17 protein-coding genes are annotated in these 22,265 nt (G+C 70.8%); 15 read left to right on the top strand and 2 right to left on the bottom strand.

Features of this window, described 5'->3' with window-relative positions; all coding sequences use genetic code 11:
* The first annotated feature begins 51 nt into the window (after positions 1-51).
* The 5 genes from AC3A46_RS16820 to AC3A46_RS16800 all read left to right on the top strand — a co-directional run bounded on the left by AC3A46_RS16820 (position 52) and on the right by AC3A46_RS16800 (position 4,914).
* Positions 52-444, top strand: coding sequence for a hypothetical protein (locus AC3A46_RS16820; protein ID WP_487666228.1), 393 nt, complete (start codon positions 52-54; stop codon positions 442-444).
* A 94-nt stretch (positions 445-538) separates the two neighbouring features.
* Positions 539-1,483 carry a sugar-binding transcriptional regulator gene (locus tag AC3A46_RS16815; protein ID WP_487666227.1) on the top strand — a complete coding sequence of 315 codons (945 nt, stop codon included), beginning with the start codon at positions 539-541 and terminating at the stop codon, positions 1,481-1,483.
* Positions 1,484-1,535: 52 nt separating this feature from the next.
* Positions 1,536-2,543 (top strand): deoxyribose-phosphate aldolase, encoded by a 1,008-nt coding sequence (deoC, locus tag AC3A46_RS16810; protein WP_487666226.1) that lies wholly within the window; start codon positions 1,536-1,538, stop codon positions 2,541-2,543.
* A 14-nt stretch (positions 2,544-2,557) separates the two neighbouring features.
* On the top strand, positions 2,558-4,054 hold the full coding sequence (locus AC3A46_RS16805; protein ID WP_487666225.1) for an aldehyde dehydrogenase family protein: 1,497 nt from the start codon (positions 2,558-2,560) through the stop codon (positions 4,052-4,054).
* A complete protein-coding gene (locus AC3A46_RS16800) occupies positions 4,051-4,914 on the top strand; it encodes an aldehyde dehydrogenase family protein (RefSeq protein WP_487666224.1) in 864 nt (287 codons plus the stop codon). The genes AC3A46_RS16805 and AC3A46_RS16800 overlap by 4 nt, the downstream gene beginning before the upstream one ends.
* Positions 4,915-5,163: 249 nt before the next feature.
* Here the strand turns inward: AC3A46_RS16800 and AC3A46_RS16795 are convergent, their stop codons facing one another.
* Positions 5,164-5,880 carry an NRDE family protein gene (locus tag AC3A46_RS16795; RefSeq protein WP_487666223.1) on the bottom strand — a complete coding sequence of 239 codons (717 nt, stop codon included), beginning with the start codon at positions 5,878-5,880 and terminating at the stop codon, positions 5,164-5,166.
* Positions 5,881-5,950: 70 nt separating this feature from the next.
* Here AC3A46_RS16795 and coaBC point away from each other — a divergent pair, with 70 nt between their 5' ends.
* The 6 genes from coaBC to AC3A46_RS16765 all read left to right on the top strand — a co-directional run bounded on the left by coaBC (position 5,951) and on the right by AC3A46_RS16765 (position 15,537).
* The gene (coaBC, locus tag AC3A46_RS16790) at positions 5,951-7,186 is read left to right on the top strand and encodes a bifunctional phosphopantothenoylcysteine decarboxylase/phosphopantothenate--cysteine ligase CoaBC (RefSeq protein ID WP_487666236.1); all 1,236 of its coding nucleotides are present in this window, start codon (positions 5,951-5,953) and stop codon (positions 7,184-7,186) included.
* A gap of 79 nt (positions 7,187-7,265) precedes the next feature.
* Positions 7,266-8,162 carry a glycerophosphodiester phosphodiesterase gene (locus tag AC3A46_RS16785; RefSeq protein WP_487666222.1) on the top strand — a complete coding sequence of 299 codons (897 nt, stop codon included), beginning with the start codon at positions 7,266-7,268 and terminating at the stop codon, positions 8,160-8,162.
* Positions 8,163-8,272: 110 nt separating this feature from the next.
* On the top strand, positions 8,273-8,911 hold the full coding sequence (locus tag AC3A46_RS16780; RefSeq protein WP_487666221.1) for a hypothetical protein: 639 nt from the start codon (positions 8,273-8,275) through the stop codon (positions 8,909-8,911).
* Between the two features lie 238 nt (positions 8,912-9,149).
* Positions 9,150-11,303, top strand: a complete 2,154-nt coding sequence (locus tag AC3A46_RS16775) for a DEAD/DEAH box helicase (protein WP_487666220.1) — start codon at positions 9,150-9,152, stop codon at positions 11,301-11,303.
* Positions 11,304-11,464: 161 nt separating this feature from the next.
* Positions 11,465-12,493 carry an ATP-dependent 6-phosphofructokinase gene (locus tag AC3A46_RS16770; protein WP_487666219.1) on the top strand — a complete coding sequence of 343 codons (1,029 nt, stop codon included), beginning with the start codon at positions 11,465-11,467 and terminating at the stop codon, positions 12,491-12,493.
* 104 nt (positions 12,494-12,597) lie between these two features.
* The gene (locus tag AC3A46_RS16765; protein ID WP_487666218.1) at positions 12,598-15,537 is read left to right on the top strand and encodes a helix-turn-helix transcriptional regulator; all 2,940 of its coding nucleotides are present in this window, start codon (positions 12,598-12,600) and stop codon (positions 15,535-15,537) included.
* A gap of 43 nt (positions 15,538-15,580) precedes the next feature.
* Here AC3A46_RS16765 and AC3A46_RS16760 read toward each other — a convergent pair whose 3' ends face one another.
* Positions 15,581-17,704 (bottom strand): S9 family peptidase, encoded by a 2,124-nt coding sequence (locus AC3A46_RS16760; protein WP_487666217.1) that lies wholly within the window; start codon positions 17,702-17,704, stop codon positions 15,581-15,583.
* Between the two features lie 157 nt (positions 17,705-17,861).
* Here AC3A46_RS16760 and AC3A46_RS16755 point away from each other — a divergent pair, with 157 nt between their 5' ends.
* The 4 genes from AC3A46_RS16755 (at position 17,862) to AC3A46_RS16740 (ending at position 22,081) form a co-directional block, all read left to right on the top strand.
* Positions 17,862-19,157: an anion permease gene (locus AC3A46_RS16755; protein WP_487666216.1), complete on the top strand. Its 1,296-nt coding sequence runs from the start codon at positions 17,862-17,864 to the stop codon at positions 19,155-19,157.
* Positions 19,154-19,483, top strand: coding sequence for a peptidase (locus tag AC3A46_RS16750; protein ID WP_487666215.1), 330 nt, complete (start codon positions 19,154-19,156; stop codon positions 19,481-19,483). Before AC3A46_RS16755 ends, AC3A46_RS16750 begins: the two co-directional genes overlap by 4 nt.
* A 56-nt stretch (positions 19,484-19,539) precedes the next feature.
* Positions 19,540-20,451, top strand: coding sequence for a phosphodiesterase (locus AC3A46_RS16745; RefSeq protein WP_487666214.1), 912 nt, complete (start codon positions 19,540-19,542; stop codon positions 20,449-20,451).
* Positions 20,452-20,599: 148 nt separating this feature from the next.
* The gene (locus AC3A46_RS16740; protein WP_487666213.1) at positions 20,600-22,081 is read left to right on the top strand and encodes an aspartate ammonia-lyase; all 1,482 of its coding nucleotides are present in this window, start codon (positions 20,600-20,602) and stop codon (positions 22,079-22,081) included.
* The last annotated feature ends 184 nt before the right edge of the window (positions 22,082-22,265 follow it).

Raw genomic sequence — 22,265 nt, 5'->3', positions numbered from 1 at the left:
GCGCCGTCTCGACCCGTAGACCGGCGCACCCGCTCGCCCTACGATCGAGGCGTGCACGCGCTGGACCTCCTGGCGGCCGCCGATGCCGCTGATTCCCCCAACCTGTGGGGTGCGCTGGGGTGCGCGGTGGCGTACTCCGCCTCGCTGCTGGCGACTCTCGACGCGTTCGCTGATCTCATCCTCGCGCGCGGCGACTCCCCGGCGGGGCGACTGACACCGGGCATCGGCATGAAGTTCGCGTCGAAGCTCATCGCGGCCGCCATCGCGGTCGTGTCGGCGGCCATCGTGCTGGCGCTCGATGACAACTGGTTCGCCTTCACGACGCTGTCGATCGCGTTCGTCGTGGTCGTGGGCATCGGCGTCTTCGTCCTGCTGCGGCACGCCAAGGCCACCGCGCCACCGCCGGCGTCGACGGGCGGTGGAGGCGTCCGTCCCGCCTCCTGAGCCGGCGCCCTATGCTCATGTGAGCAAATTCTGTTCAGATGTTGGCGCCGGTTCGTCGTCTGTGTCAGCCTGGAGGAACGACGGAAGGAGGATAGTGGACGCCGTCGACGAACTTCTCTCGATCCGGGCGGCCGAGCTCTACTACGAGGAGAACCTCACGCAGGAGGAGATCGGCCGCAACCTCCAGATCACGCGCTGGAAGGTCGGGCGCCTGCTCACCCAGGCGAAGGACGAGGGCTTCGTCCGCATCGAGATCCTCCACTCCCGCGCGCGCCGTCCGCAGCTGGAGCGTCGCCTCCGAGACGAGCGCGGCCTGGCCGACGCCGTCGTGGTCTCGCGCGCGGGCGTCCGCAGCGAGGACGAGCTCCAGCAGCGGGTCGCCCAGGCGGCCGCCGACCACCTCGCCGGTCTCCGCCCGAGCCCGCGAGTGCTCGGCGTCAGCTGGGGGCGCACCCTCTCCGACATCGCACACCACCTGCGCGACGGCTGGTCACAGGCCACCGACGTCGTGCAGATCAACGGCGGCGTCAGCATGAGTCAGCGTCCCGGCACCGCGGCGGCGACCGCGGTCAGCATCGCTCAGAAGGGCGGGGGCACGGCGGCGGTGCTGCCGAGTCCTGCGATCCTCGAGCAGCGGGCGACGAAGGAGGCCATCGAGGCCGACCGCGTCGTGGCCCGCGTGCTCGACGCCGCGCGCTCGGCGAACGCGTACCTGTTCAGCGCGGGCGCGGCCGACCACGGCTCCGTCCACGTCGACAGCGGCTACCTCACGACGGCCGACATCGATCGACTCGTCGCGGCGGGCGCCGTCGGCGACGTCGTCGGGCGGTACATCGACGCCGACGGACGCATCGTCGACGCCGATCTCGACGCCCGCACGGTCGGCCTCTCGCTCGATGATCTGCGCCGTGCCGACAGCGCGATCGCCGCGATCGCCGGCACGCCCAAACGTGCGATCGCTTCCGCAGTGGTGGCGTCCGGGCTGTGCACCGTGCTCGTCACCGACGAATCCACCGCGCAGCACCTGCTCGACGGGTGAACGTCGGCGTCAGCATCCCATCTCTCGACACCAATGAAAGCCAGGTCATGACATGTCAGGCACCTCCATCGTGACGCTGCCCGAGAGGGCCGTCGAGCTGCTCGGCGGGCAGCCCGACGACACGACGCTGCGGCGCTACCTCCACGGGCTCCCGGGCGTCGACGCCGTCGGGCTCGAGCAGCGCGCCGGCGACCTCGGCACCCGCTCCATCAAGACGACGTCGAAGGCGTGGGCGCTCGACAAGATCATCGAGCTGATCGACCTCACCACCCTCGAGGGCGCCGACACGCCCGGCAAGGTGCGCTCGCTCGTCGCGAAGGCGCTGAACCCGGATGCCTCGGACCCGACCTGTCCGCGCGTGGCCGCCGTCTGCGTGTACGGCGACATGGTGCCCTACGCCGTCGAGGCACTGGGCTCCGCGCACGGAGACCCCGACGACGGGGGCGTGAGCGTGGCCGCCGTGGCCACGGCGTTCCCGAGCGGCCGCGCGTCGCTCGAGATCAAGCTGGCCGACACCGCGGAGGCGGTCGCCCACGGCGCCGACGAGATCGACATGGTCATCGACCGCGGGGCGTTCCTCGCAGGCCGCTACGGCCTGGTGTTCGACCAGATCGCCCGCGTGAAGCAGGCGTGCCGTCGTGCCGACGGCACGTACGCGTCGCTCAAGGTGATCCTCGAGACCGGCGAGCTCACCACCTACGACAACATCAAGCGCGCGTCGTGGCTGGCGATCCTCGCCGGCGGCGACTTCATCAAGACGTCGACGGGCAAGGTGCAGCCGGCGGCGACGCTGCCGACGACACTCCTCATGCTCGAGGTCGTGCGCGACTGGCACCGTGCCACCGGTGAGAAGGTCGGCGTGAAGCCGGCCGGCGGCATCCGCACCTCGAAGGATGCCATCAAGTACCTCGTCACCGTCGCCGAGATCGCGGGCGAGGAGTGGCTGCAGCCGCACCTGTTCCGGTACGGGGCATCCAGTCTCCTCAACGACGTGCTCCTGCAGCGTCAGAAGCTGAAGACCGGGCACTACTCCGGCGCCGACTACGTGACCATCGACTGAACCGGGAAGAAGACATGAGTTTCCTCGAGTACGCACCGGCGCCCGAGTCCCGGGCCATCCTGAATCTGCGCGATGAGTACGGGCTGTTCATCGACGGCGACTTCCGCGCGGGATCGGGCGAGTCGTTCGTCACGATCTCGCCCGCCGACGAGAAGCACATCGCCACCATCGCCACGGCGAACGAAGCGGATGTCGACGCCGCCGTCGCCGCCGCGCGCCGCGCCTACGACAAGACGTGGTCGAAGATGAGCGGACGCGACCGCGGCAAGTACCTGTTCCGCATCGCGCGCCTCGTCCAGGAGCGGGCACGCGAGCTCGCCGTCGCGGAGAGCCTCGACAACGGAAAGCCGATCAAGGAGAGCCGCGACGTCGACGTGCCGCTGGTGGCCGCCTGGTTCTTCTACTACGCGGGCTGGGCCGACAAGCTCGACTACGCGGGCCTGGGCTCCGACCCGAAGCCCCTCGGCGTCGCCGGCCAGGTGATCCCCTGGAACTTCCCGCTGCTGATGCTCGCGTGGAAGATCGCCCCGGCGCTCGCCGCCGGCAACACGGTCGTGCTCAAGCCCGCCGAGACGACGCCGCTCACGGCGCTCCTGTTCGCCGAGATCCTGCAGCAGGCCGACCTTCCGCCGGGTGTCGTCAACATCGTGACGGGCGCCGGCGCGACCGGGGCGGCACTGGTGCGGCATCCGGGCATCGACAAGGTGGCCTTCACAGGATCCACCGCCGTCGGCCGCGAGATCGCGAAGGCCGTCGCCGGCACCGACAAGAAGGTGACGCTCGAGCTCGGCGGCAAGGCCGCGAACATCATCTTCGAGGACGCGCCGATCGAGCAGGCCATCGACGGCATCGTCACGGGGATCTTCTTCAATCAGGGTCAGGTGTGCTGCGCGGGAAGCCGCCTGGTGGTGCAGGAGTCGATCCACGACGAGGTCGTCGACCGGCTCAAGGCACGTCTGTCGACGCTGCGCCTCGGCGACCCGCTCGACAAGAACACCGACATCGGTGCGATCAACTCGCTCGAGCAGCTCAATCGCGTGCGCGAGCTGTCGCGCATCGGCGACGAAGAGGGCGCCGAGCGCTGGACGGCCGACTGCGTGATCCCCGACAAGGGCTTCTGGTTCGCCCCGACCATCTTCACGAACGTGCAGTCGAGCCACCGCATCGCGCGCGACGAGATCTTCGGTCCCGTGCTGTCGGTGCTGACCTTCCGCACGCCCGACGAAGCGATCGCGAAGGCGAACAACACGCCCTACGGCCTGTCTGCGGGCGTGTGGACCGAGAAGGGGTCGCGCATCCTCGCGGTCGCCGACAAGCTGCGCGCGGGCGTCGTGTGGGCGAACACCTTCAACCGGTTCGACCCGTCGTCGCCGTTCGGCGGCTACAAGGAGTCCGGCTACGGCCGCGAGGGCGGCCGCCACGGCCTCGCCGCGTACCTCAAGGGAGCCTCGGCCGGCGACGCCGCGCGACGCCTCGAAGCCGGCCGTTCGAAGAAGGAGGTCTCGGCATGAGCAAGCGACTGACCGTTCCCAAGACATACAAGCTCTACATCGGCGGCGCCTTCCCGCGCAGCGAATCGGGCCGCACGTACGAGGTGGCGACGCCGAAGGGCGACTTCCTCGCGAACGCCGCGCTCGCCTCCCGCAAGGACGCCCGGGATGCCGTCGTCTCAGCCCGCGGCGCCGTGAAGGGCTGGTCGGGCGCCACCGCGTACAACCGCGGTCAGGTGCTCTACCGGGTCGCCGAGATCCTCGAGGGCCGACGGGCGCAGTTCGTGGACGAGATCGTCCAGCAGACGGGCGTCTCGGCCGCCGTCGCCGGCGCCGAGGTCGACGAGTCGATCGATCGCTGGGTCTGGTACGCCGGCTGGTGCGACAAGTTCGGCCAGGTCGCCGGCAACGGCAACCCCGTCGCCGGTCCGTACTTCAACATCTCGGTGCCCGAGCCGACCGGCGTCGTAGGCGTCATCGCCCCGCAGGACACGGCTCTCGTCGGTCTCGTGTCGGCCATCGCGCCCGCGCTCGTGACCGGCAACGCGGTCGTCGTGGTGGCGTCGCAGCGCTACCCGCTGTCGGCGATCTCGCTCGCCGAGGTGCTGGCGACGAGCGATGTGCCCGGGGGAGTCGTGAATGTGCTCACCGGGTCGCCGGCCGAGATCGCGCCGTGGCTCGCGTCGCACCCCGATGTGCACGCGCTCGACCTCGTCGGCGCCGGCGACCTCGACTGGATCGACCTCCAGATCGCCGCGGCCGACACCCTGACGCGCGTGCTCCCCCCCGAGAACGGAGCGGATGCCGCGGCCCCGAGCCTCGCCCGCATCACCGCGTTCACCGAGACCAAGACCGTCTGGCACCCGAAGAGCCTGGTGTAACGGCGCGGGACGGCCGACGACCGGAGCGGGACGGATGCCTCGGGCCGAGGCATCCGTCCCGCTCCGGTCGTGCCATCCGGCCGCGGGCGTTCCCGGTCCGCTCGCAGAATCGGATCCGCACGTGCGGACGCTGTGCGTGACACACCGGTCGGCACAGGCCGGAAGCGGCGTGTCGGCCCGCCCGTCCGCAGGAGCGGATCCGCGGTTGCGTACGCGCGGAATCAGTGCGTCGGACGCCGAGGCGCCGCCCTAGATGAGTTCGAGGCCGCCCCACTGGCCGGGCTCGCGCAGCTCGCCGTAGTGCACGTCGACGTCGTCGGCCGACACCGAGGCGACGCACGCCAGAAGTGACAGGGTGGGGTAGCCGAGCGGGCGGTTGTCGCGGATGATCGCGCCGTCGTCGGTGGGCGCGAGCTCGGCCGAGCGCTCGAGGACGTCGATCCACGGCATCCACCATCGTCCGCCCGTGGCAGGCTCGGTCGACTGGAACTCGCCCAGCCACCGGGCGATGCGGGGTGTGCCGCTGTCGTCGACGTCGTCGTGGGCGATCATGTGCGTGCCGGGCTCGAGCTGCGTCGTGCGGAGGGCGACGCCGTCCCACGTGAGCACCCGGGCCTGCGCGCCGACGACCTCGACGAGGTTGAAGCCGTGAGTCGCCGGCTCGCCGGCGGGGGAGCGGCCGGCGACCGCGTCGAGCACGATGCCGCCGCGCGAGACGAGCTCGGATTCGGGGCGCGTCGACTCGTCTGCGCGGTTCAGGAGCACCGCGAGGCGACCGGCCACCGGATCGGCCGCGAGCCAGGCGCCGCCCGCGCGCACATCGCGCACGCCGACGACGCCGTCGTGCGCCTCGGGCCACCAGCGGCCGAGCGGGTTCCACGGCCGTTCGGGGTCCTCGTCGCGGATCGCCAGCACGCGCGTGGGCTCGTCCGGCGACTCGGGGACGCGGATCACGACGGTGCACATTGCGGCGCTCCTCGGGTGGGTCGTGCGGCCGGTGGGCCGGGTGTTCGGGCAGTCGTGCCAAGATCGGAGGGTGTTCGTCGTGGTCGGGGTCACCGGTGGCATCGCCGCCTACAAGACGGTTCAGCTCGTGCGCCTGCTCGTCAAGGACGGCCACGAGGTCCACGTCGTTCCCACGGAGGACGCGCTGCGCTTCGTGGGGATGCCGACCTGGGAGGCGATCAGCCGCCACCCCGTGACGACCTCCGTCCACGACGACGTCGCACGGGTTCGTCACGTCGCGCTCGGCCAGGCGGCCGACCTCGTGATCGTGGCGCCCGCGACGGCGAACACGCTGGCGAAGATGACCGCGGGGCTCGCGGACGACCTCCTCGGAACGACCCTACTCGCCACCACGGCACCGGTCGTCGTGGCCCCGGCGATGCACACCGAGATGTGGCGGCACCCCTCGACGGTCCACAACATGGCGGTGCTGCGCGAGCGCGGCGTCATCGTCGTCGGCCCGGAGGACGGCGAGCTCACCGGCGGGGACAGCGGACCGGGGCGGATGTCGGAGCCCGAGGTCATCGTCGACGCCGCGCTCGCCGCGGCCGAAGGCGGCGCCGGCGACCTGCGCGGACTGCGGGTGGTCGTGAGCGCGGGCGGCACCCGCGAGCCGATCGATCCCGTCCGCTACATCGGCAACCGCTCCAGCGGTCGGCAGGGCGTCGCCGTCGCGCTCTCCGCTTCGCAGCGCGGGGCCGACGTCGTGCTCGTCGCCGCCCACGTCGACGACGGCGTGCTGGCGGCGGCATCCGCTCGTCCCGGTCTGCGGGTGGTGCGCGCGGGCACCGCGGCGGAGCTCGGCGAGGCCGTCGCAGCGGAGGCCGGAGGGGCCGACGTCATCGTGATGGCGGCCGCCGTCGCCGACTACCGCGTGGCCGAGGTGTCACCTCTCAAGCGCTCCAAGGAGTCGGCTCCGGTCGGCGGCATCACGCTCGACCTGATCGAGAACGACGACATCCTCGCGGGGCTCGTCCGGAGCAGGCGCGAGGGGCAGACGATCGTCGGATTCGCGGCCGAGACGCCGGGCGACGGCGAGACCCTCCTCGACCGAGGGCGCCGCAAGGCAGCGCGCAAGGGGGCCGATCTGCTCGCGGTGAACGAGGTGGGCTGGTCGAAGGGATTCGAGGCGGCCGACAACGCCGTCACGATCCTCGGCGCCGACGGCGAGGTCGTCGGTGCCCGGCGAGGGACCAAGGAAGACGTCGCCGAGTCCCTCTGGGACGCAGTCCGCATGGTGCGCGAAAGCCAAGCCAAAACAAAGTAACGAATAAGTAACGGCGCATGTAGAGTGGTCCGCACCACGTCGACGGTGACGTGGGTACGACCCCCGGAGGACATGCCCGATGCCCCACTCCGCGGCATCCGATCGCGCCCGCGACCGGATCCACGCTCTGTCCGTCATGTGCGTCCTCGCGATCGCGAGTCTGGTGATCGCCATCCTCGGTGCCACTCCTGCACGGGTGAGCTCGCGTGAGCTGATGGGGGACGAACGCACGCCGGGAGAAGCCGCGTTCATCGCCAGCCATCGCGGGGGAGCGGCGACCGCGCCCGAGAACACGTTGCCCGCCATCACCGCCGCGCTCGCCGCCGGCTTCGACTACGTCGAGGTCGACGTCGCGCTCACCGCCGACCGGCAGCCGGTGCTCATGCACGACAAGACGGTCGATCGCACCACCGACGGTCACGGGCGGCTCGCCTCGCTCAGCCTGGCCGAGGTGAAGGCCCTCGACGCCGGCGCCTGGTTCGACCGCGGCTTCACCGGCACTGCGGTCCCCACCTTCGGGGAGTTCCTCGACGCGCTCGTCGCCGCCGACGGGCGCGCGATCGTGGAGCTGAAGGGCGAATGGGATGCCGTGACCGTCGACGCGGCGGTCGCCGATGTCGCCGCGCGCGGCCTCGAGCGCCGCATCGTCTTCGCGAGCTTCGATGCACGCACGCTCGCGCTCGCTGCGGCCGGGTCGGACGTGCTGTCGCGGCTGCTCATCCTGAAGCAGCTCCCGTCGGACGTGGTGAGCGCGGTCGCCGAGGCCGGAGCGCGCGGTGTCGTCGTGAACCGCAAGGCGGTGCTCTCGCGGCCGGGCATCGTCGATGAGCTGCACGCCGCAGGTGCGCGCGTGGTCGTCTACACCCTCAATGACGACTCCCAGTGGGACGAGGTCACGGCCCTCGGCGTCGATGGCATCGTCACCGACGACCCGCACACGTTGTCGCAGTGGCAGAGCGCGTACGCAGGCCCATGACGGCTGTGCTCGCGCGTGCGGCGTGGCCCGCAGCATCCGTCCGCCCGTCTCGTTAGGGTCGAAGGCGCGCCGCCTCTCCGCTTCCGCGGCGCGCGAGAGGTGGCGTGGGAATGGTCGTGCAGAGCCGGTTGACGCGGATCGTGATCGGGTGCGTCGCGCTCACGGCGCTGGCCGCGGTCGTCACCGGATGCCGGCCCGAGTCCGAGGCGACCCCCTCGAGCAGTCCCTCGATCACGATGAAGGATCAGACGCCCGATCCTTCTGCGACCCCCGTCGAGACCGAGAAGCCCCAGGCCGGTTTCGAGGTGCCCGGCGCGTGCGAGGAGATCTACTCCGCGGCCATGCTCGCGCAGCTGCAGTCGGCGAACCCGCCCCTCAACGACCCCGGCGTGACGATGCTGTCGACGGAGAACGCCGACCTGCTCGAGATCATCCACGGCGGAGCGCCGACGCTGCGCTGCTCGTGGGGGCAGCCGAGCGAGGTCGGGCTCGCGACCAATGTGACCGCGGTCGACGCCGAGCAGGAGGAGGCCCTGCTGGCGGCGCTGCCCGCGGCGGGCTTCGGCTGTGAGGCGCTCGGCGACGGCACCGTGTGCCGCATCGAGCAGAAGGGTGTGTCACTCGACGACGAGGAGTACACCCGCGGCGAGACCCACTACGTCGGCGGGGGCGGACTCGTGACGACGGCGTGGATCAACTTCTCCCCTGAGGGGTACACCGAAAACATCGTGGCGACGCTCTGGGGCTGAGTCCCGCGGTCATCCCGCGCGGGGATGCCCCGTTCCGGGGCCCGTTCCCCTAGAATGGTGCGCGGGGAACCGCTGACGATGTCGCAGCTCGCAGAAGCGAGTGCCCGCGACCGCCGGCGGCCCATCCCTGGTCCCGCGTTCGCGACGGCGTTCGCGCCGCCCGCGGGAGCACGCAGAACCATCGGTGTCATCCGATCCCCGCCGGACCCCCTATCCGGCATTCACGCTCAGGAGGAGCATGCCGACCACGGCACCCGCCCAGACGGCGCAGCGTCGCCGCAAGTCCTCGTCCGCGCGCCGCGACGACGAGGCCCCCATCATCCCGATCCTCGCCCGCAAGGTGCGCGAGGTCGAGGCGAAGGCCCAGCGCGGCAAGCTCGGGCCGACCAACCGCGTCAAGTTCCAGGTCATCGCGTTCCTGGTGCGCGAGGAGCGCGCGCGGGTGAAGGGCGACTCCGAGTTGACGGATGCGGCGCGCGCTGAGCTGTTGAAGCGGCTCGACGGCGTCGCGACCATCCTCGCCAAGACCGCCGCGCGCGATACGTCGCTCATCCAGCTGCTCGAGGTCGACCAGGCCACTTCTCCCGTCGCCCGCCGCATGCGCCGCGACTGGCTGCTCGAGTCGGGCGCGGAACTTGCGCCCGACGAGCTCATCATCACCGACGTCGCGCCGGTCGTCGCGCCCGTCGTGCCCGCCGCCCTCGCCGAGCGCCAGGTGGTGCCGCCGCAGGTCGAGGCCCGCCGTGACTCCAACCCCTTCCTCGCGCCCGACCTCACGATCCGCGCGCCGAAGCAGACGCCCCGCCGCCGCCTCGACAGCTGGGAGCTCATGGGCCCGCTGTACAAGGCGTTCGAGACCGGCGCCGGCGGTGCGACCGCTTCGATGGAGCTCCCGCCCGTTCCCGAGTTCGACCGTCTGTCGCCCAAGGGCCTCGAGGTCATGCCGCACCAGTCGCGGTTCCTCGAGTCGGTGCGCGCCGGTCACCGCACGTTCCTCCTCGCCGACGAGCCGGGCCTGGGCAAGACGGCGGAGTCGGTGCTCGCCGCATCCGTCGCGAACGCGTACCCGCTCCTGGCGGTCGTGCCGAACGTCGTCAAGATGAACTGGGCGCGCGAGGTCGAGCGCTGGACGCCCCAGCGTCGCGCGACCGTGATCCACGGCGACGGCGAGAACATCGACGCGTTCGCCGACGTGTTCATCGTCAACTACGAGATCCTCGACCGTCACCTGTCGTGGCTCAGCTCGATCGGCCTGAAGGGCATGGTCGTCGACGAGGCGCACTTCATCAAGAACCTCACGTCGCAGCGGTCGCAGAACGTGCTGGCGCTGGCGACGCGCATCCGCGAGCAGGTGCCCAACCCGCTGCTGCTCGCCCTCACCGGTACGCCGCTGATCAACGACGTCGAGGACTTCGACGCGATCTGGCGCTTCCTCGGCTGGACCACCGGCGAGAAGCCCGGCCCCGTGCTCATGGAGAAGCTCGACGAGACGGGCCTCACGCCCGCCGACAAGGCGTTCTACCCCGAGGCGCGGGACGCGGTCATCTCGTTGGGCATCGTGCGGCGCAAGAAGAAGGATGTCGCCGCCGACCTGCCCGACAAGCTCATCGCCGACCTCCCCGTGGAGCTCGACGACGAGTTCGGCCGGTCGATCCGCCAGGCCGAGCGCGAGCTCGGCGAGCGGCTCGCAGCGAAGTACCGCCGCATCATCGAGGCGCGCGGCGATCGCGGCCACGGCCCGGGCCACATCGACGAGGACATCGTGCGCCTGGTGGCGCACAACGAGCTCGAGGAGTCGAAGTCCGCCGGAACGGGGTCGGAGAACGTCTTCACGATGGTGCGCAAGATCGGCCAGGCCAAGGCGGTGCTCGCCGCCGACTACGCCGTGCAGCTGCAGCGCTCGGTCGGCAAGGTCGTGTTCTTCGCCAAGCACATCGACGTCATGGACACCGCCGAGGCGCATTTCGCCGCCGCAGGGCTCAAGACCGTCTCGCTGCGCGGCGACCAGGCCACCACGGCCCGCCAGCAGGCGATCGATGCGTTCAACAACGACCCCGATGTGGGCATCGCGGTCTGCTCGCTCACCGCGGCAGGCGTCGGCGTGAACATGCAGGCGTCGTCGAACGTCGTGCTCGCCGAGCTGTCGTGGACGGCCGCCGAGCAGACGCAGGCGATCGACCGCGTGCACCGCATCGGCCAGGACGAACCCGTGACCGCGTGGCGCATCATCGCCGCCCACACGATCGACACCAAGATCGCCGAGCTCATCGACTCGAAGCAGGGCCTCGCTGCCCGCGCGCTCGACGGCGAGGCCGTCGACCCGCAGTCGAGCGACTCGGTGCAGCTGTCGGCGCTCATGCACCTGCTGCGTCAGGCGCTCGGCGCCGCGTAACACGCGATTCGACGAGGGGCGGTGCGGGTTTCGCGCCGCCCCTCGTCGTGTGCGGGCCGGGGCGGAGCGCGCCGTGTGGCAGGCCGGGCCATCCGGCACTAGTGTCGGGGGAGGCAGCGACGCCGACCCTCTTCACCGACCCGACAGCGAGGAACACAGCAATGAAGATCGGCATCCTGACGAGCGGCGGCGACTGCCCCGGGCTCAACGCGGTCATCCGTGGCGTGGTGCTCAAGGGCACGACGAACTACGACCTCGAGTTCGTCGGCATCCGCGATGGCTGGCGCGGTGTGGTCGACGGCGACTTCTTCCCGCTGACCCGGCACGAGGTGAAGGGCCTGTCGAAGGTCGGCGGCACGATCCTCGGCACATCGCGCACGAACCCGTACGAGGGCCCGCGCGGCGGCGCCGAGAACATCGCCAAGACGATGTACGGCCACCGCCTCGACGGCATCATCGCGATCGGCGGCGAGGGAACCCTCGCGGCCGCGAACCGCCTCTCGAACGACGGCATCAACGTGCTCGGCGTCCCGAAGACGATCGACAACGACCTGCGCGCCACCGACTACTCGTTCGGCTTCGACACCGCCGTGAACATCGCGACCGACGCGATGGACCGCCTGCGCACCACCGGCGACTCGCACCAGCGGTGCATGGTCGCCGAGGTGATGGGCCGCCACGTCGGCTGGATCGCCCTGCACGCCGGCATGGCCGCGGGCGCTCACGCCATCTGCATCCCCGAGGTGCCGATGTCGATCGACGAGATCACCGCGCTGGTCTCCAAGGCCCACGACCGCGGCCGCGCGCCGCTCGTGGTCGTGTCGGAGGGCTTCACCCTCACCGGCATGGACGAGGCCTTCAGCGACAAGGGGCTCGACGCGTTCAACCGCCCTCGCCTCGGCGGCATCAGCGAGATCCTCGCGCCCGAGATCGAGCGCATCACGGGCATCGAGACCCGCGCGACCGTGCTCGGCCACATCCAGCGCGGCGGCTCGCCGTCGGGCTTCGACCGAGTGCTCGCGACACGCCTCGGCCTGCACGCCGCCGACGCGGTCGTCGACGGCGCCTGGGGTCAGATGGTCGCGATGCGCGGCACCGACATCGTGCGCGTCCCGTTCGCCGACGCCCTCGGCGAGCTCAACACCGTTCCCCTCTACCGCTACGAAGAGGCCGCCGCGCTGTTCGGCTGAGTTCGTCGTCGCCTTGTCCTCCTGATTTCAGGAACGGATGCCTCGCCCCGAGGCATCCGTCCACACCCCTGACGTGCGGCCGGTACGCGTGCCACGATGGCGTCGTGGCTGGGGTGGCCGTGAGTCCCGTGCTGATCGGACGCCAGGGGGAGTTCGAGGCGCTGCGCCGCGCGCTCGCGGACGGCAGAGGCGGGGTAGCGCGCGCGATGGTGATCCGGGGCGAGGCGGGGATCGGCAAGACCCGGCTCGTCCAGGAGGCGATCCGGTCGTTCCGAGCCGACGCGTCGGCGGACGATCCGCCGGTGGTGGTGGCGACCGCGCAGTGCGTCGACGGTGGCGACGGCTCACCGCCGTTCCACGCGCTGCGGGGACTGCTCCGTGATCTGCGGGCCGGCGTGGGGGACGCGCTGCTCGACGTCGCATCGGCATCACCGGGGGTGCTCCGCACTCTGGGCGTGCTGGTCCCGGAGCTCGCGGAAGTCTCAGCGACGGTCGCACCCGAATCGATCGAGCCTTCCTCCGACCTCGTCTCTGACACGATCGAGACCGTCGTGGAACGCCTCAGCGAGCAGTTCCATGTCGTGGTCGTCGTCGAGGACCTGCACTGGGCGGACGCCCTCACCGCGTCCTTCGCCACGCTGCTGGCGATCACCCTGCGTGGTCGCCACCTCACTGTCGTGCTGACCTATCGGTCCGATGAGGTGGCGCGCCGGAGCATGCTGTCGGGCGTCGTGGCGCTCGAGGGCCGGCGGGACGTCGAGCACCTGGAGCTCGCGCGGCTCTCCGGCGCGGAGGTCGGCAGCCAGATCGAGGCGATCGCGCCGGGCCGGTTCTCCCGTGCGGACGCCGACGCGATCGCCGCGCGCAGCGGCGGGGTGCCCTTCTTCGTCGAGGAGCTCGTGTCGCTCGAGGGGGAGGAGCTGCCGGGGCCGCTGCGCGACCTGCTGCTGCTCCGGTACCGCAGTGCCTCGCCCGGGGCACGGCAGATCGTCGCACTGCTCTCCGTCGGCGGTGACGACGTCGACCACGACATCCTCCTGCAGGTGTCGGGAGGGGACCGCACGGTTCTCGACGACGGCGTCCGGGAGGCGCTCGAGCGAGGGCTCATCACGGTCACGGCGACCGGGTACGGCTTCCGCCACGCGCTGCTGCGCGAGGCGGTGTACGGCGACGTGCTGCCCGGCGTGCGTCGTGACGCCCACCGGGCCTACGCCGCTGCGCTAGAGCGCGCCGGCGCGTCGTTCCCGACCCTGGCCGCGGTCGCCGAGCATCGGGCGAGGTCCGGTGACGTGCCTGCCGCTTTCGATGCCACGGTGCGGTGCCTCGGCCAGCCCGGCTCCGAACTCGCGCCGTCCACGACAGCAGCGCTCTGGCGCCGCATCGCCGACTGGTGGGATGACGTCCCCGACGCGCAGGACCGGGTCGGTGGTGCGTCTCGGATGGAGGTGATGCGACGTGCGGGGGAGTACCTCTGGCACGCCGGGGACTACCTCGAGGCGCGCTCGGCGGTCACGGCAGCGCTCGCGCTTCCCGGACCGAGCGATCCCGTCGAACGCGCGACGGCACTGTGGTGGCTCGTGATGTGCGAAGGCTGGATCAGCATCCGCGCCGATGAACAGGCACTCGCCGAGGCGGACGCGCTGCTCGTCGGCCGCACGGAATCGGCCGCGCTGGCGCAGCTCGCGCGGGTGCGCAGCATCAGCGGCCGGCACGACATCGCGTCGCTGGAGGAGGCCGTGGCGATCGCACGCGCCTCCCGCGACGCCGAGACGCTTGCGATCTGTCTGACGAACCTGGCGGTTCGCCGCGTGCACGACGGCGACGACGAACTCGGTGCCGCCGCCGCGCGCGCCGCGCTCGAGGTGACCCCGCGCGCGGGCGGAAGGCACCGCGCCCTGCTGGTGCTCGCCGACATCGGTCTCTTCGCAGCACGCTATCGGGAGGCCGCCGAGGTCTTCGAGACGATGCGTCGCGAGGCCATCGAGACCGGGCGTGAGCGCGGACACGGAGCCATCGCGACCGTGGGTCTGGCGCACTCGCTGATCCCTCTCGGACGGCTCAGGGAGAGCGAGGCCCACGCGCAGCGCGCGCTGCAGCTCCTGGTGGTGCCGTTCGACAGGTCGGCGGCCCTTCGCATCCTCGCGGAGGGCGACCTGTGGGGCGATCGACCGGCGGCCTACACCGAGAAGCGGCGTGTGATCGACGACGAGATGCCCGACGTGCTCGATGTGCCGGACGAGGACTACGGATGGCGGCGGCTCGACCTCCTGGAGGGGCTCATCCGCATCGCCGATGAGCCCGACGATCGCCGCAGGCTCGAGCTGGTGCGCGCCGGCGTCTCGCGGGAGTCCGCACTGCGCGCCGCCGAGACCCAGCCGTGGGTGCGGCCGTGGTCGCTGCCGCTGCGCGCGTGGCTGGTGGAAGCAGGCCGCCGTGTGAGCGGCGCCGACCCGTCGCTGGACCGCGGGATCGCCCAGATCAGGGATGACGTCACGGCGCTCGTGTCACAGCCGGCGACTCGCGGCGTCGTTCCGGCGCTCGTGGGCTTCGTCGCTGCTGCGCTGGCGGTGGATGCCGCCGTCGAGTCCCGCCTCGCCGCGTGGCGTGCGGTGCTCGCCGAGGTGCGCGCGGGCGAAGGCCTCGCGGTCCAGTTCTTGCACCTCGCGACGCTCCGCCTCGCGGAGGCGCTGGTCGAGTGCGGCGACCGCGCCGGCGCCGAGGCGACGCTCGCGGAGCTGGGTGATTCCGCCCGCGCCGAGGGCGACGCGCTCGTTGCGCGGTGGGCGGCGCAGCTCGCGGCCCGGGCCGGTCTGGGCGGCGACCCGGGCTCGAGGATCGCGTCCCTCACGGAACGCGAGTCACAGGTCCTCGAGCTCGTCGCGCGTGGCATGACCAATCCGCAGATCGGCCGTGAGCTCTTCATCAGCCCGAAGACGGCGTCGATCCACGTGTCCTCGATCCTCACGAAGCTCGGCGTGGCCAACCGCACCGAGGCCGCCGCCTTCGCCCGTGCTCGCGCGCCGGCCGCGCCCGCACACGAGTGAGGGCGGGCTCCGCAGAGAGCCCCCCTCGATGCGCGGGTCCGGGTCAGGCGTCGGCGACGCCCAGCACGTCCAGGAGCCACGCCAGCTCGAACGCGCGCTCGCGCCACGCGTTGTAGCGGCCCGAGACGCCGCCGTGGCCGGCGACCATCTCGCACTTGAGCAGCGCATCGGCGCCGACTTCGCGCAGGCGCGCGACCCACTTCGCGGGCTCGACGTACAGGACCCGGGTGTCGTTGAGCGACGTGACGGCGAGGATGCGCGGGTATGCCGCATCCGTCCGCACGTTCTCGTACGGCGAGTACGACTTCATGTAGGCGTAGACGTCGGCGTTGTGCAGCGGGTCGCCCCACTCGTCCCACTCGATGACCGTCAGCGGCAGGGACGGGTCGAGGATCGTGGTCAGCGCGTCGACGAACGGCACATCGGCGAGCACACCCGCGAAGAGCTCGGGCGCGATGTTGGCGACCGCGCCCATGAGAAGGCCGCCGGCCGAGCCGCCCTCGGCGACGAGCTGCGACGCCGTCGTGTACCCGTTGTCGATCAGGTGCAGCGCGCTGTCGACGAAGTCCGTGAACGTGTTGCGCTTGTTGAGGAGCTTTCCGTCCTCGTACCACTGGCGCCCCATCTCGCCGCCGCCGCGCACGTGGGCGACGGCGAAGACGACGCCGCGGTCGAGCTCCGACAGGCGCGGCACCGAGAAGCCGGGCTCGATCGAGTGCTCGTACGAGCCGTAGCCGTACAGGTGCACCGGGCGCGGCGCCACGCCCGCGTCGCCGAACGAGCGCTTGTAGACGAGCGAGATCGGGATCTGCGTGCCGTCCTGGGCGGTCGCCCACACGCGGGCCTGCGCGTAGTCGTCGGGCTCGTAGCCGCCGAGCACCGGCTGGCGCTTGCGCAGGTACAGCTCGCGCGTGGCGATGTCGAGGTCGTAGACGGTGCCGGGGGTGACGAATGAGCCGTAACCGAGGCGCAGCAGGGGAGGAGCCCACTCCGGGTTGCCGCCGGTGCCCACCGAGTACAGCGGCTCGTCGAACCCGATCTCGTCGACGGCGCCCGTCGCGTAGTCGAGCATGCCGAGGCGGGCGAGGCCACCGCGGCGGTAGCCCACGACGCCCCAGTCGCGGAACGTCGATACGCCGAGCAGGCGCTCGCCGGGACGATGGGGGATCACGACCGCACGGTCGCCGGACGGATCGGATGCTGCCACCCGCACGAGTTCGAAATCGAGGGCTCCGTCGTTGTGGAGGATGAACAGCACGTCCTCGCCGTCGACGACGGCGTGCTCGGAGTCGTATTCGACCCCCTCGGTGCGAGGCCACACCACGCGCGGCTCGCCACGGAGGTCGTCGGCATCCAGCAGCCACTCCTCGCTCGTGATCGAAGAGCCGAGGCCGATCACGAGGAAGCGGTCGCTGCGCGTGAACCCGGCGCCCACCCAGTACTTCTCGTCGGGCTCGTGGAAGAGCTTCGCGTCGTCGGCGACGGCCGTGCCGAGCTCATGCAGCCAGACGGTGTCGGGGCGCCACGCGTCGTCGACGGTCGTGTAGACGATGAAGCGGCCGTCGGGCGAGAAGGTCGCGCCCGCGAAGGTGTCGGGGATCTCGTCGGGGAGCTGCTCGCCCGTCACGAGGTTGCGCACGCGCACCGTGTAGCGCTCGTCGCCCGCGACGTCGACGCCGTAGAGCATCAGCGTGCCGTCGTTGGAGACCTCGAAGCTTCCGAGCGAGAAGAACTCGTGGCCCTCGGCCTCGACGTTGCCGTCGAGGAGGATCTGCTCGCCCGCGACCTCGACGTCGGGGGAGAGCTCGGGGGGCGTCCAGTCGTCGGCGGACGCGAGCGGGGCGCGGCACTGGATGCCGTACTGCTTGCCCTCGAGCGTGCGGCCGTAGTACCACCACTCGCCCCGGCGGGTCGGCACCGAGAGGTCGGTCTCGAGCGTGCGGCCCTTGATCTCGTCGAAGATGCGCTCGCGCAGACCCTCGAGGTGCGCGGTGCGCTGCTGCGTGTACGCGTTCTCGGCCTCGAGGTGCGCGATGACGGCGGAATCCTCCTTCTCGCGGAACCACTCGTAGCGGTCCTCGACGTCGTCGCCGTGATGGGATCGGACGATCGGACGGATGCCGGCGACAGGGGCGGACGGGGCGGGTGCGGAGTCGCTGAGAGTCACCGTTCCACGCTAGTCGTCTCCGAGTTGACCGCCAGGGTCGCCGATGTAGGATTCTTCCTGGCCGGTTGCCGGTTCCTGAACTCTTGGTGAACTGTTCGTTCGTCGCGTCGATCTCGTCGGCACACTCTTTCTCCCTCCTTCTCCCCGAAAGCGAACGGTGGAAACCGCAACCCTCATCATCGTTCTGGTGATCGCGCTGGCGCTGTTCTTCGATTTCACGAACGGCTTCCACGACACCGCGAACGCCATGGCGACGCCCATCGCCACCGGCGCGCTCAAGCCCAAGACCGCCGTGCTCCTCGCCGCCATCCTGAACCTGGTCGGCGCGTTCCTGTCGACGGAGGTGGCCCAGACCATCTCGGGCGGCATCATCAACGAGGAGCAGATCTCCCACGACATCTTCCCGGAGATCATCCTCGCCGGCCTGATCGGCGCCATCACGTGGAACATGCTCACGTGGCTGCTGGGCCTTCCGTCGTCGTCGTCGCACGCTCTTTTCGGCGGCCTGATCGGCGCGACGATCGTGGGCGTCGGCTTCACCGCCGTCAACTTCGGCGTCGTGATGTCGAAGGTGATCCTGCCGGCGTTCATCGCGCCGGTCACGGCCGGCGTCATCGCGTTCACCGCCACGAAACTCGCGTACGTGCTCACGCGGCGCTACGACAGCAAGCCCGACGGCCGCGACGGATTCCGCGTCGGACAGATCTTCACGTCGTCGCTGGTGGCCCTCGCCCACGGTACGAACGATGCGCAGAAGACGATGGGCATCATCACCCTCCTGCTCATCACCGCGGGTCTGCAGTCGGCCTCGAACCCTGAGCCGCAGACCTGGGTGGTGTTCGCGTGCGCGATCACGATCGCACTCGGCACCTACATGGGCGGCTGGCGCATCATCCGCACCCTCGGCAAGGGCCTCACCGAGGTCAAGCCGGCGCAGGGCTTTTCCGCCGAGGCGTCGACGGCGTCCACGATCCTCGCCTCGAGCGCCCTCGGCTTCGCGCTGTCGACCACACAGGTCGCCTCGGGATCGGTCATCGGCTCGGGCCTCGGTCGTCGCGGCTCCCAGGTGCGGTGGCGCACCGCGGGCCGGATCATGGTCGGCTGGATCCTCACGCTCCCGGCCGCGGGCGCGGTCGGCGCCGCTGCCGCGCTCATCGTGGTGTGGCTGCCCGTGTGGGGCGTCATCATCGACGCGGTCCTCGCCGTCGTCATCATCCTCTTCCTCTTCCTGCGCTCGCGCCGCGACGAGGTCACGGCGTCGAATGCGATGAGCGAGGTTGCCGACTCCGGTCGGGCCGTCAAGGTCAAGCGCAACCCGCCGCCTACGCGCCGTCAGCGCGCGCTCGCGCGCGACGAGGCGCGGCGCGTGGCCGCTGCGAAAACGGCCGCGAAGAAGGCCGCCAAGGCGGCCGGGCGATCTGACAACGGGCCGAAGGACGGAGGCCCGCGATGATCATCAACTGGCTCGCCTTCGTTCAGGTGTTCCTCGCGGCGTTCATCTCGGCCGTCGTCGTCGTCTCCTTCTACGCGCTCGGCCTGCGACTGCTCGTCCGCGCCGGCCGCGCTCCCGTGGTGGCCCCCGCGGAGTTCACCGACGCCATCACCGTCATCTCCGAGAAGGAGGCGCGGCGCTCCGAGAAGGCCGCCGCGAAGGCAGCCAAGCGCAGCCCGCTGACCGACGGCCAGAAGCGGTTCGCCCTCGTGGGCGCCTACACGTGCTTCGCGGTCTGCGCCGCGGCCGTGCTCGGCGGACTGCTGCTCATCGTCTTCAACCACTGAGCGACAGGCTCCGCCGGGACGCGGTGCTGTCGGCACGACGGCCTAGGCTGAGGCCCATGGCCACCGCCGCACACGTCCAGTTCGGTCAGTACCCGCCCGCGCGGCGCACGCTGCTGCACGTGAGCGACACACACCTGCTCGCGGGCAACACGCCGCTCGGCGGCCGTTTCGACACCGCGGCGAACCTCGCCCGCACGCTCGAGGCGGCCGAGGCCACCGGCATCCGTCCCGACGCGATCGTGTTCACCGGCGACTTGACGGATCTCGGAGAGAGCGAGGCGTACACCGCTCTGCGCGCCGCGGTGGAGCCGGTGGCGCAGCGACTCGGAGCCCCGGTGGTGTGGGTCGCCGGCAACCATGACGAGCGCCCGGCGCTGCGGCGCGACCTCCTCGGGCTGGAGCCGACCGAGGAACCCGTGACCGGCGTATGGGATCTCGACGGGCTGCGGCTCATCGGTCTCGACTCGACGGTGCCCGGCTGGCATCACGGCGATCTCGACCACGGGCAGCTCGAGTGGCTGCGCCGCGAGCTAGCGATGCCGGCGCCGCTCGGCACGATCCTCGCGCTGCACCACCCGCCGCTGCCGTCGCACGTGCCGCTGTTCGACATCCTCGAGCTTCGGGAACAGGGGCGACTGGCCGACGTGATCGCCGGCACCGATGTGCGCGCGATCCTCGCAGGCCACCTGCACTACTCGACGAGCGGCACGTTCGCGGGCGTCCCGGTGAGCGTCGCCGCAGCCACCTGCTACACGATGAACCTGGCGCGCCCCGCGGCGGACGTCAACGGCATGGACGCCGGCCAGTCGTTCCACCTCGTGCACATCTATGACGACACGATCACCCACGCCGTCGTGCCCGTCGTCGATGCGCCGACCGGCGATGTCTTCTCCGCCGAATGGGTCGAGCGGATGTCGCGGCTCACCCCGGAGGAGCGACTCGAGGCGTTCTCCCGCAAGCGCCGCTGACGGCGTTCTCGCCGCTGAATGCTGACCGCCGTCATGTACGTGGAGGCGGAGCCGGGTATACGCCGTGTACAACCCGGCGGGCGGGCCTCGCGAGTAGGCTCGAAGCATCCCGCACACCGCTGTGAACGACCCACGAGGACTGCAACACATGGCTCTGGACGCAATGACGCGAACCCGCATCGAGACCGACTCCCTGGGATCCCTGGAGATCCCCGCCGACGCGTATTGGGGCATCCACACCGCCCGCGCGCTGGAGAACTTCCCGATCTCGAAGAGGCCGATCTCGGTCTACCCCGACCTGGTGCGGGCGCTCGCGATGGTGAAGCAGGCGTCGGCCCGCGCGAACCGCGAGATCGGGGTGCTCGACCCTGCGAAGGCGGACCTCATCGACCGCGCCTCGCAGCTGGTCATCGACGGCGACTACCACGACCAGTTCGTCGTGGGCGTCATCCAGGGCGGCGCCGGCACGTCGACCAACATGAACGCGAACGAGGTCATCACCAACATCGCGCTCGAGCTCGCCGGACGCCCCAAGGGCGACTACGACTTCCTGTCGCCGATCGACGACACCAACCGCAGCCAGTCGACGAACGACGTCTATCCGACCGCCATCAAGGTCGGCCTGGGTCTGGACCTGAAGACGCTGCTCGAGGAGCTCGACCTGCTGCGCCGCGCGTTCCTGGCGAAGGCCGTCGAGTTCCACGACGTGCTCAAGGTCGGCCGCACCCAGCTCCAGGACGCGGTGCCGATGACGCTCGGCCAGGAGTTCCACGGGTTCGCCACGACTCTCGGCTACGACCACCAGCGCCTCACCGAGAATGCCTATCTGCTCTACGAGGTCAACATGGGCGCGACCGCGATCGGCACCGGCATCACGACGCATCCCGCGTACGCGAAGGCCGTGCTGCGGCACCTGCGCGAGATCTCGGGCCTCGACCTCGACACCGCCTCCGACCTCGTCGAGGCGACCAGCGACACCGGCTCGTTCATGTCGTTCTCGGCGTCGCTCAAGCGCAACGCGATCAAGCTGTCGAAGATCTGCAACGACCTGCGACTGCTGTCTTCGGGTCCCCAGGCCGGATTCGGCGAGATCAACCTGCCCGCGCGGCAGGCGGGGTCCAGCATCATGCCCGGCAAGGTGAACCCCGTCATCCCCGAGGTCGTCAACCAGGTCGCGTTCTCTGTCGCGGGCGCCGACCTCACCGTCACGATGGCGGTCGAGGCCGGGCAGCTGCAGCTCAACGCGTTCGAGCCGGTGATCGCGCACTCGATCTTCCAGTCGATCACGTGGCTGCGTCAGGCGATGTACACGCTGCGGGTCAACTGCGTCGACGGCATCACCGCCAACCGCGAGCGGCTCGGTGCGATGGTCGGCTCGTCTGTCGGTGTGATCACCGCCCTCACCCCGTTCATCGGCTACGCGGCGGCCGCAGCCCTCGCCAAGACCGCCCTGCTGACCGGGCACGGTGTCGCCGACCTCGTCGTCGAGGCGGGCCTCATGTCGCGCGAGGAAGTCGTCAAGCAGCTCTCGCCCGCCCGCCTTTCGGGTCTCGAGACCATCACCGCCGCCATCCCGGTCGTGGCGTCGCCTGAGGATGTCGTCGAGGAAGCGCCGGCAGACACGCGCTGAGCCGGTTGCCGCGGGCGGCTCCCGATCGATAGCGTCAGGGAGACTCGAACGAAAGGCGAGAAATGACCGATCCGCAGAACCCGGCCGCGCCCGAGCCGCCGCAGCAGCCCGCGTCGCAGCCCACTGCGCCTCAGCCGTCCGCCGACGCGCCGGCTCCGCCCGCGGCGGAGCCCGCAGCTCCCGC

It is taken from the genome of Microbacterium sp. Soil_C_42 (assembly GCF_057656735.1).
Note: the sequence above shows the minus strand (reverse complement) of the source record. Positions and strands in the feature narration are given on the sequence as shown.

What these genes read in the sequence shown, in the direction of transcription:
- AC3A46_RS16805 (WP_487666225.1), top strand. Translation starts at nt 2,558, where the DNA reads ATGAGTTTCCTCGAGTACGCACCGGCGCCCGAGTCCCGGGCCATCCTG.
- AC3A46_RS16785 (WP_487666222.1), top strand. Translation starts at nt 7,266, where the DNA reads ATGCCCCACTCCGCGGCATCCGATCGCGCCCGCGACCGGATCCACGCT.
- AC3A46_RS16775 (WP_487666220.1), top strand. Translation starts at nt 9,150, where the DNA reads ATGCCGACCACGGCACCCGCCCAGACGGCGCAGCGTCGCCGCAAGTCC.
- AC3A46_RS16750 (WP_487666215.1), top strand. Translation starts at nt 19,154, where the DNA reads ATGATCATCAACTGGCTCGCCTTCGTTCAGGTGTTCCTCGCGGCGTTC.
- deoC (WP_487666226.1), top strand. Translation starts at nt 1,536, where the DNA reads ATGTCAGGCACCTCCATCGTGACGCTGCCCGAGAGGGCCGTCGAGCTG.
- AC3A46_RS16770 (WP_487666219.1), top strand. Translation starts at nt 11,465, where the DNA reads ATGAAGATCGGCATCCTGACGAGCGGCGGCGACTGCCCCGGGCTCAAC.
- AC3A46_RS16740 (WP_487666213.1), top strand. Translation starts at nt 20,600, where the DNA reads ATGGCTCTGGACGCAATGACGCGAACCCGCATCGAGACCGACTCCCTG.
- AC3A46_RS16795 (WP_487666223.1), bottom strand. Translation starts at nt 5,880, where the DNA reads ATGTGCACCGTCGTGATCCGCGTCCCCGAGTCGCCGGACGAGCCCACG.
- AC3A46_RS16800 (WP_487666224.1), top strand. Translation starts at nt 4,051, where the DNA reads ATGAGCAAGCGACTGACCGTTCCCAAGACATACAAGCTCTACATCGGC.
- AC3A46_RS16745 (WP_487666214.1), top strand. Translation starts at nt 19,540, where the DNA reads ATGGCCACCGCCGCACACGTCCAGTTCGGTCAGTACCCGCCCGCGCGG.
- AC3A46_RS16780 (WP_487666221.1), top strand. Translation starts at nt 8,273, where the DNA reads ATGGTCGTGCAGAGCCGGTTGACGCGGATCGTGATCGGGTGCGTCGCG.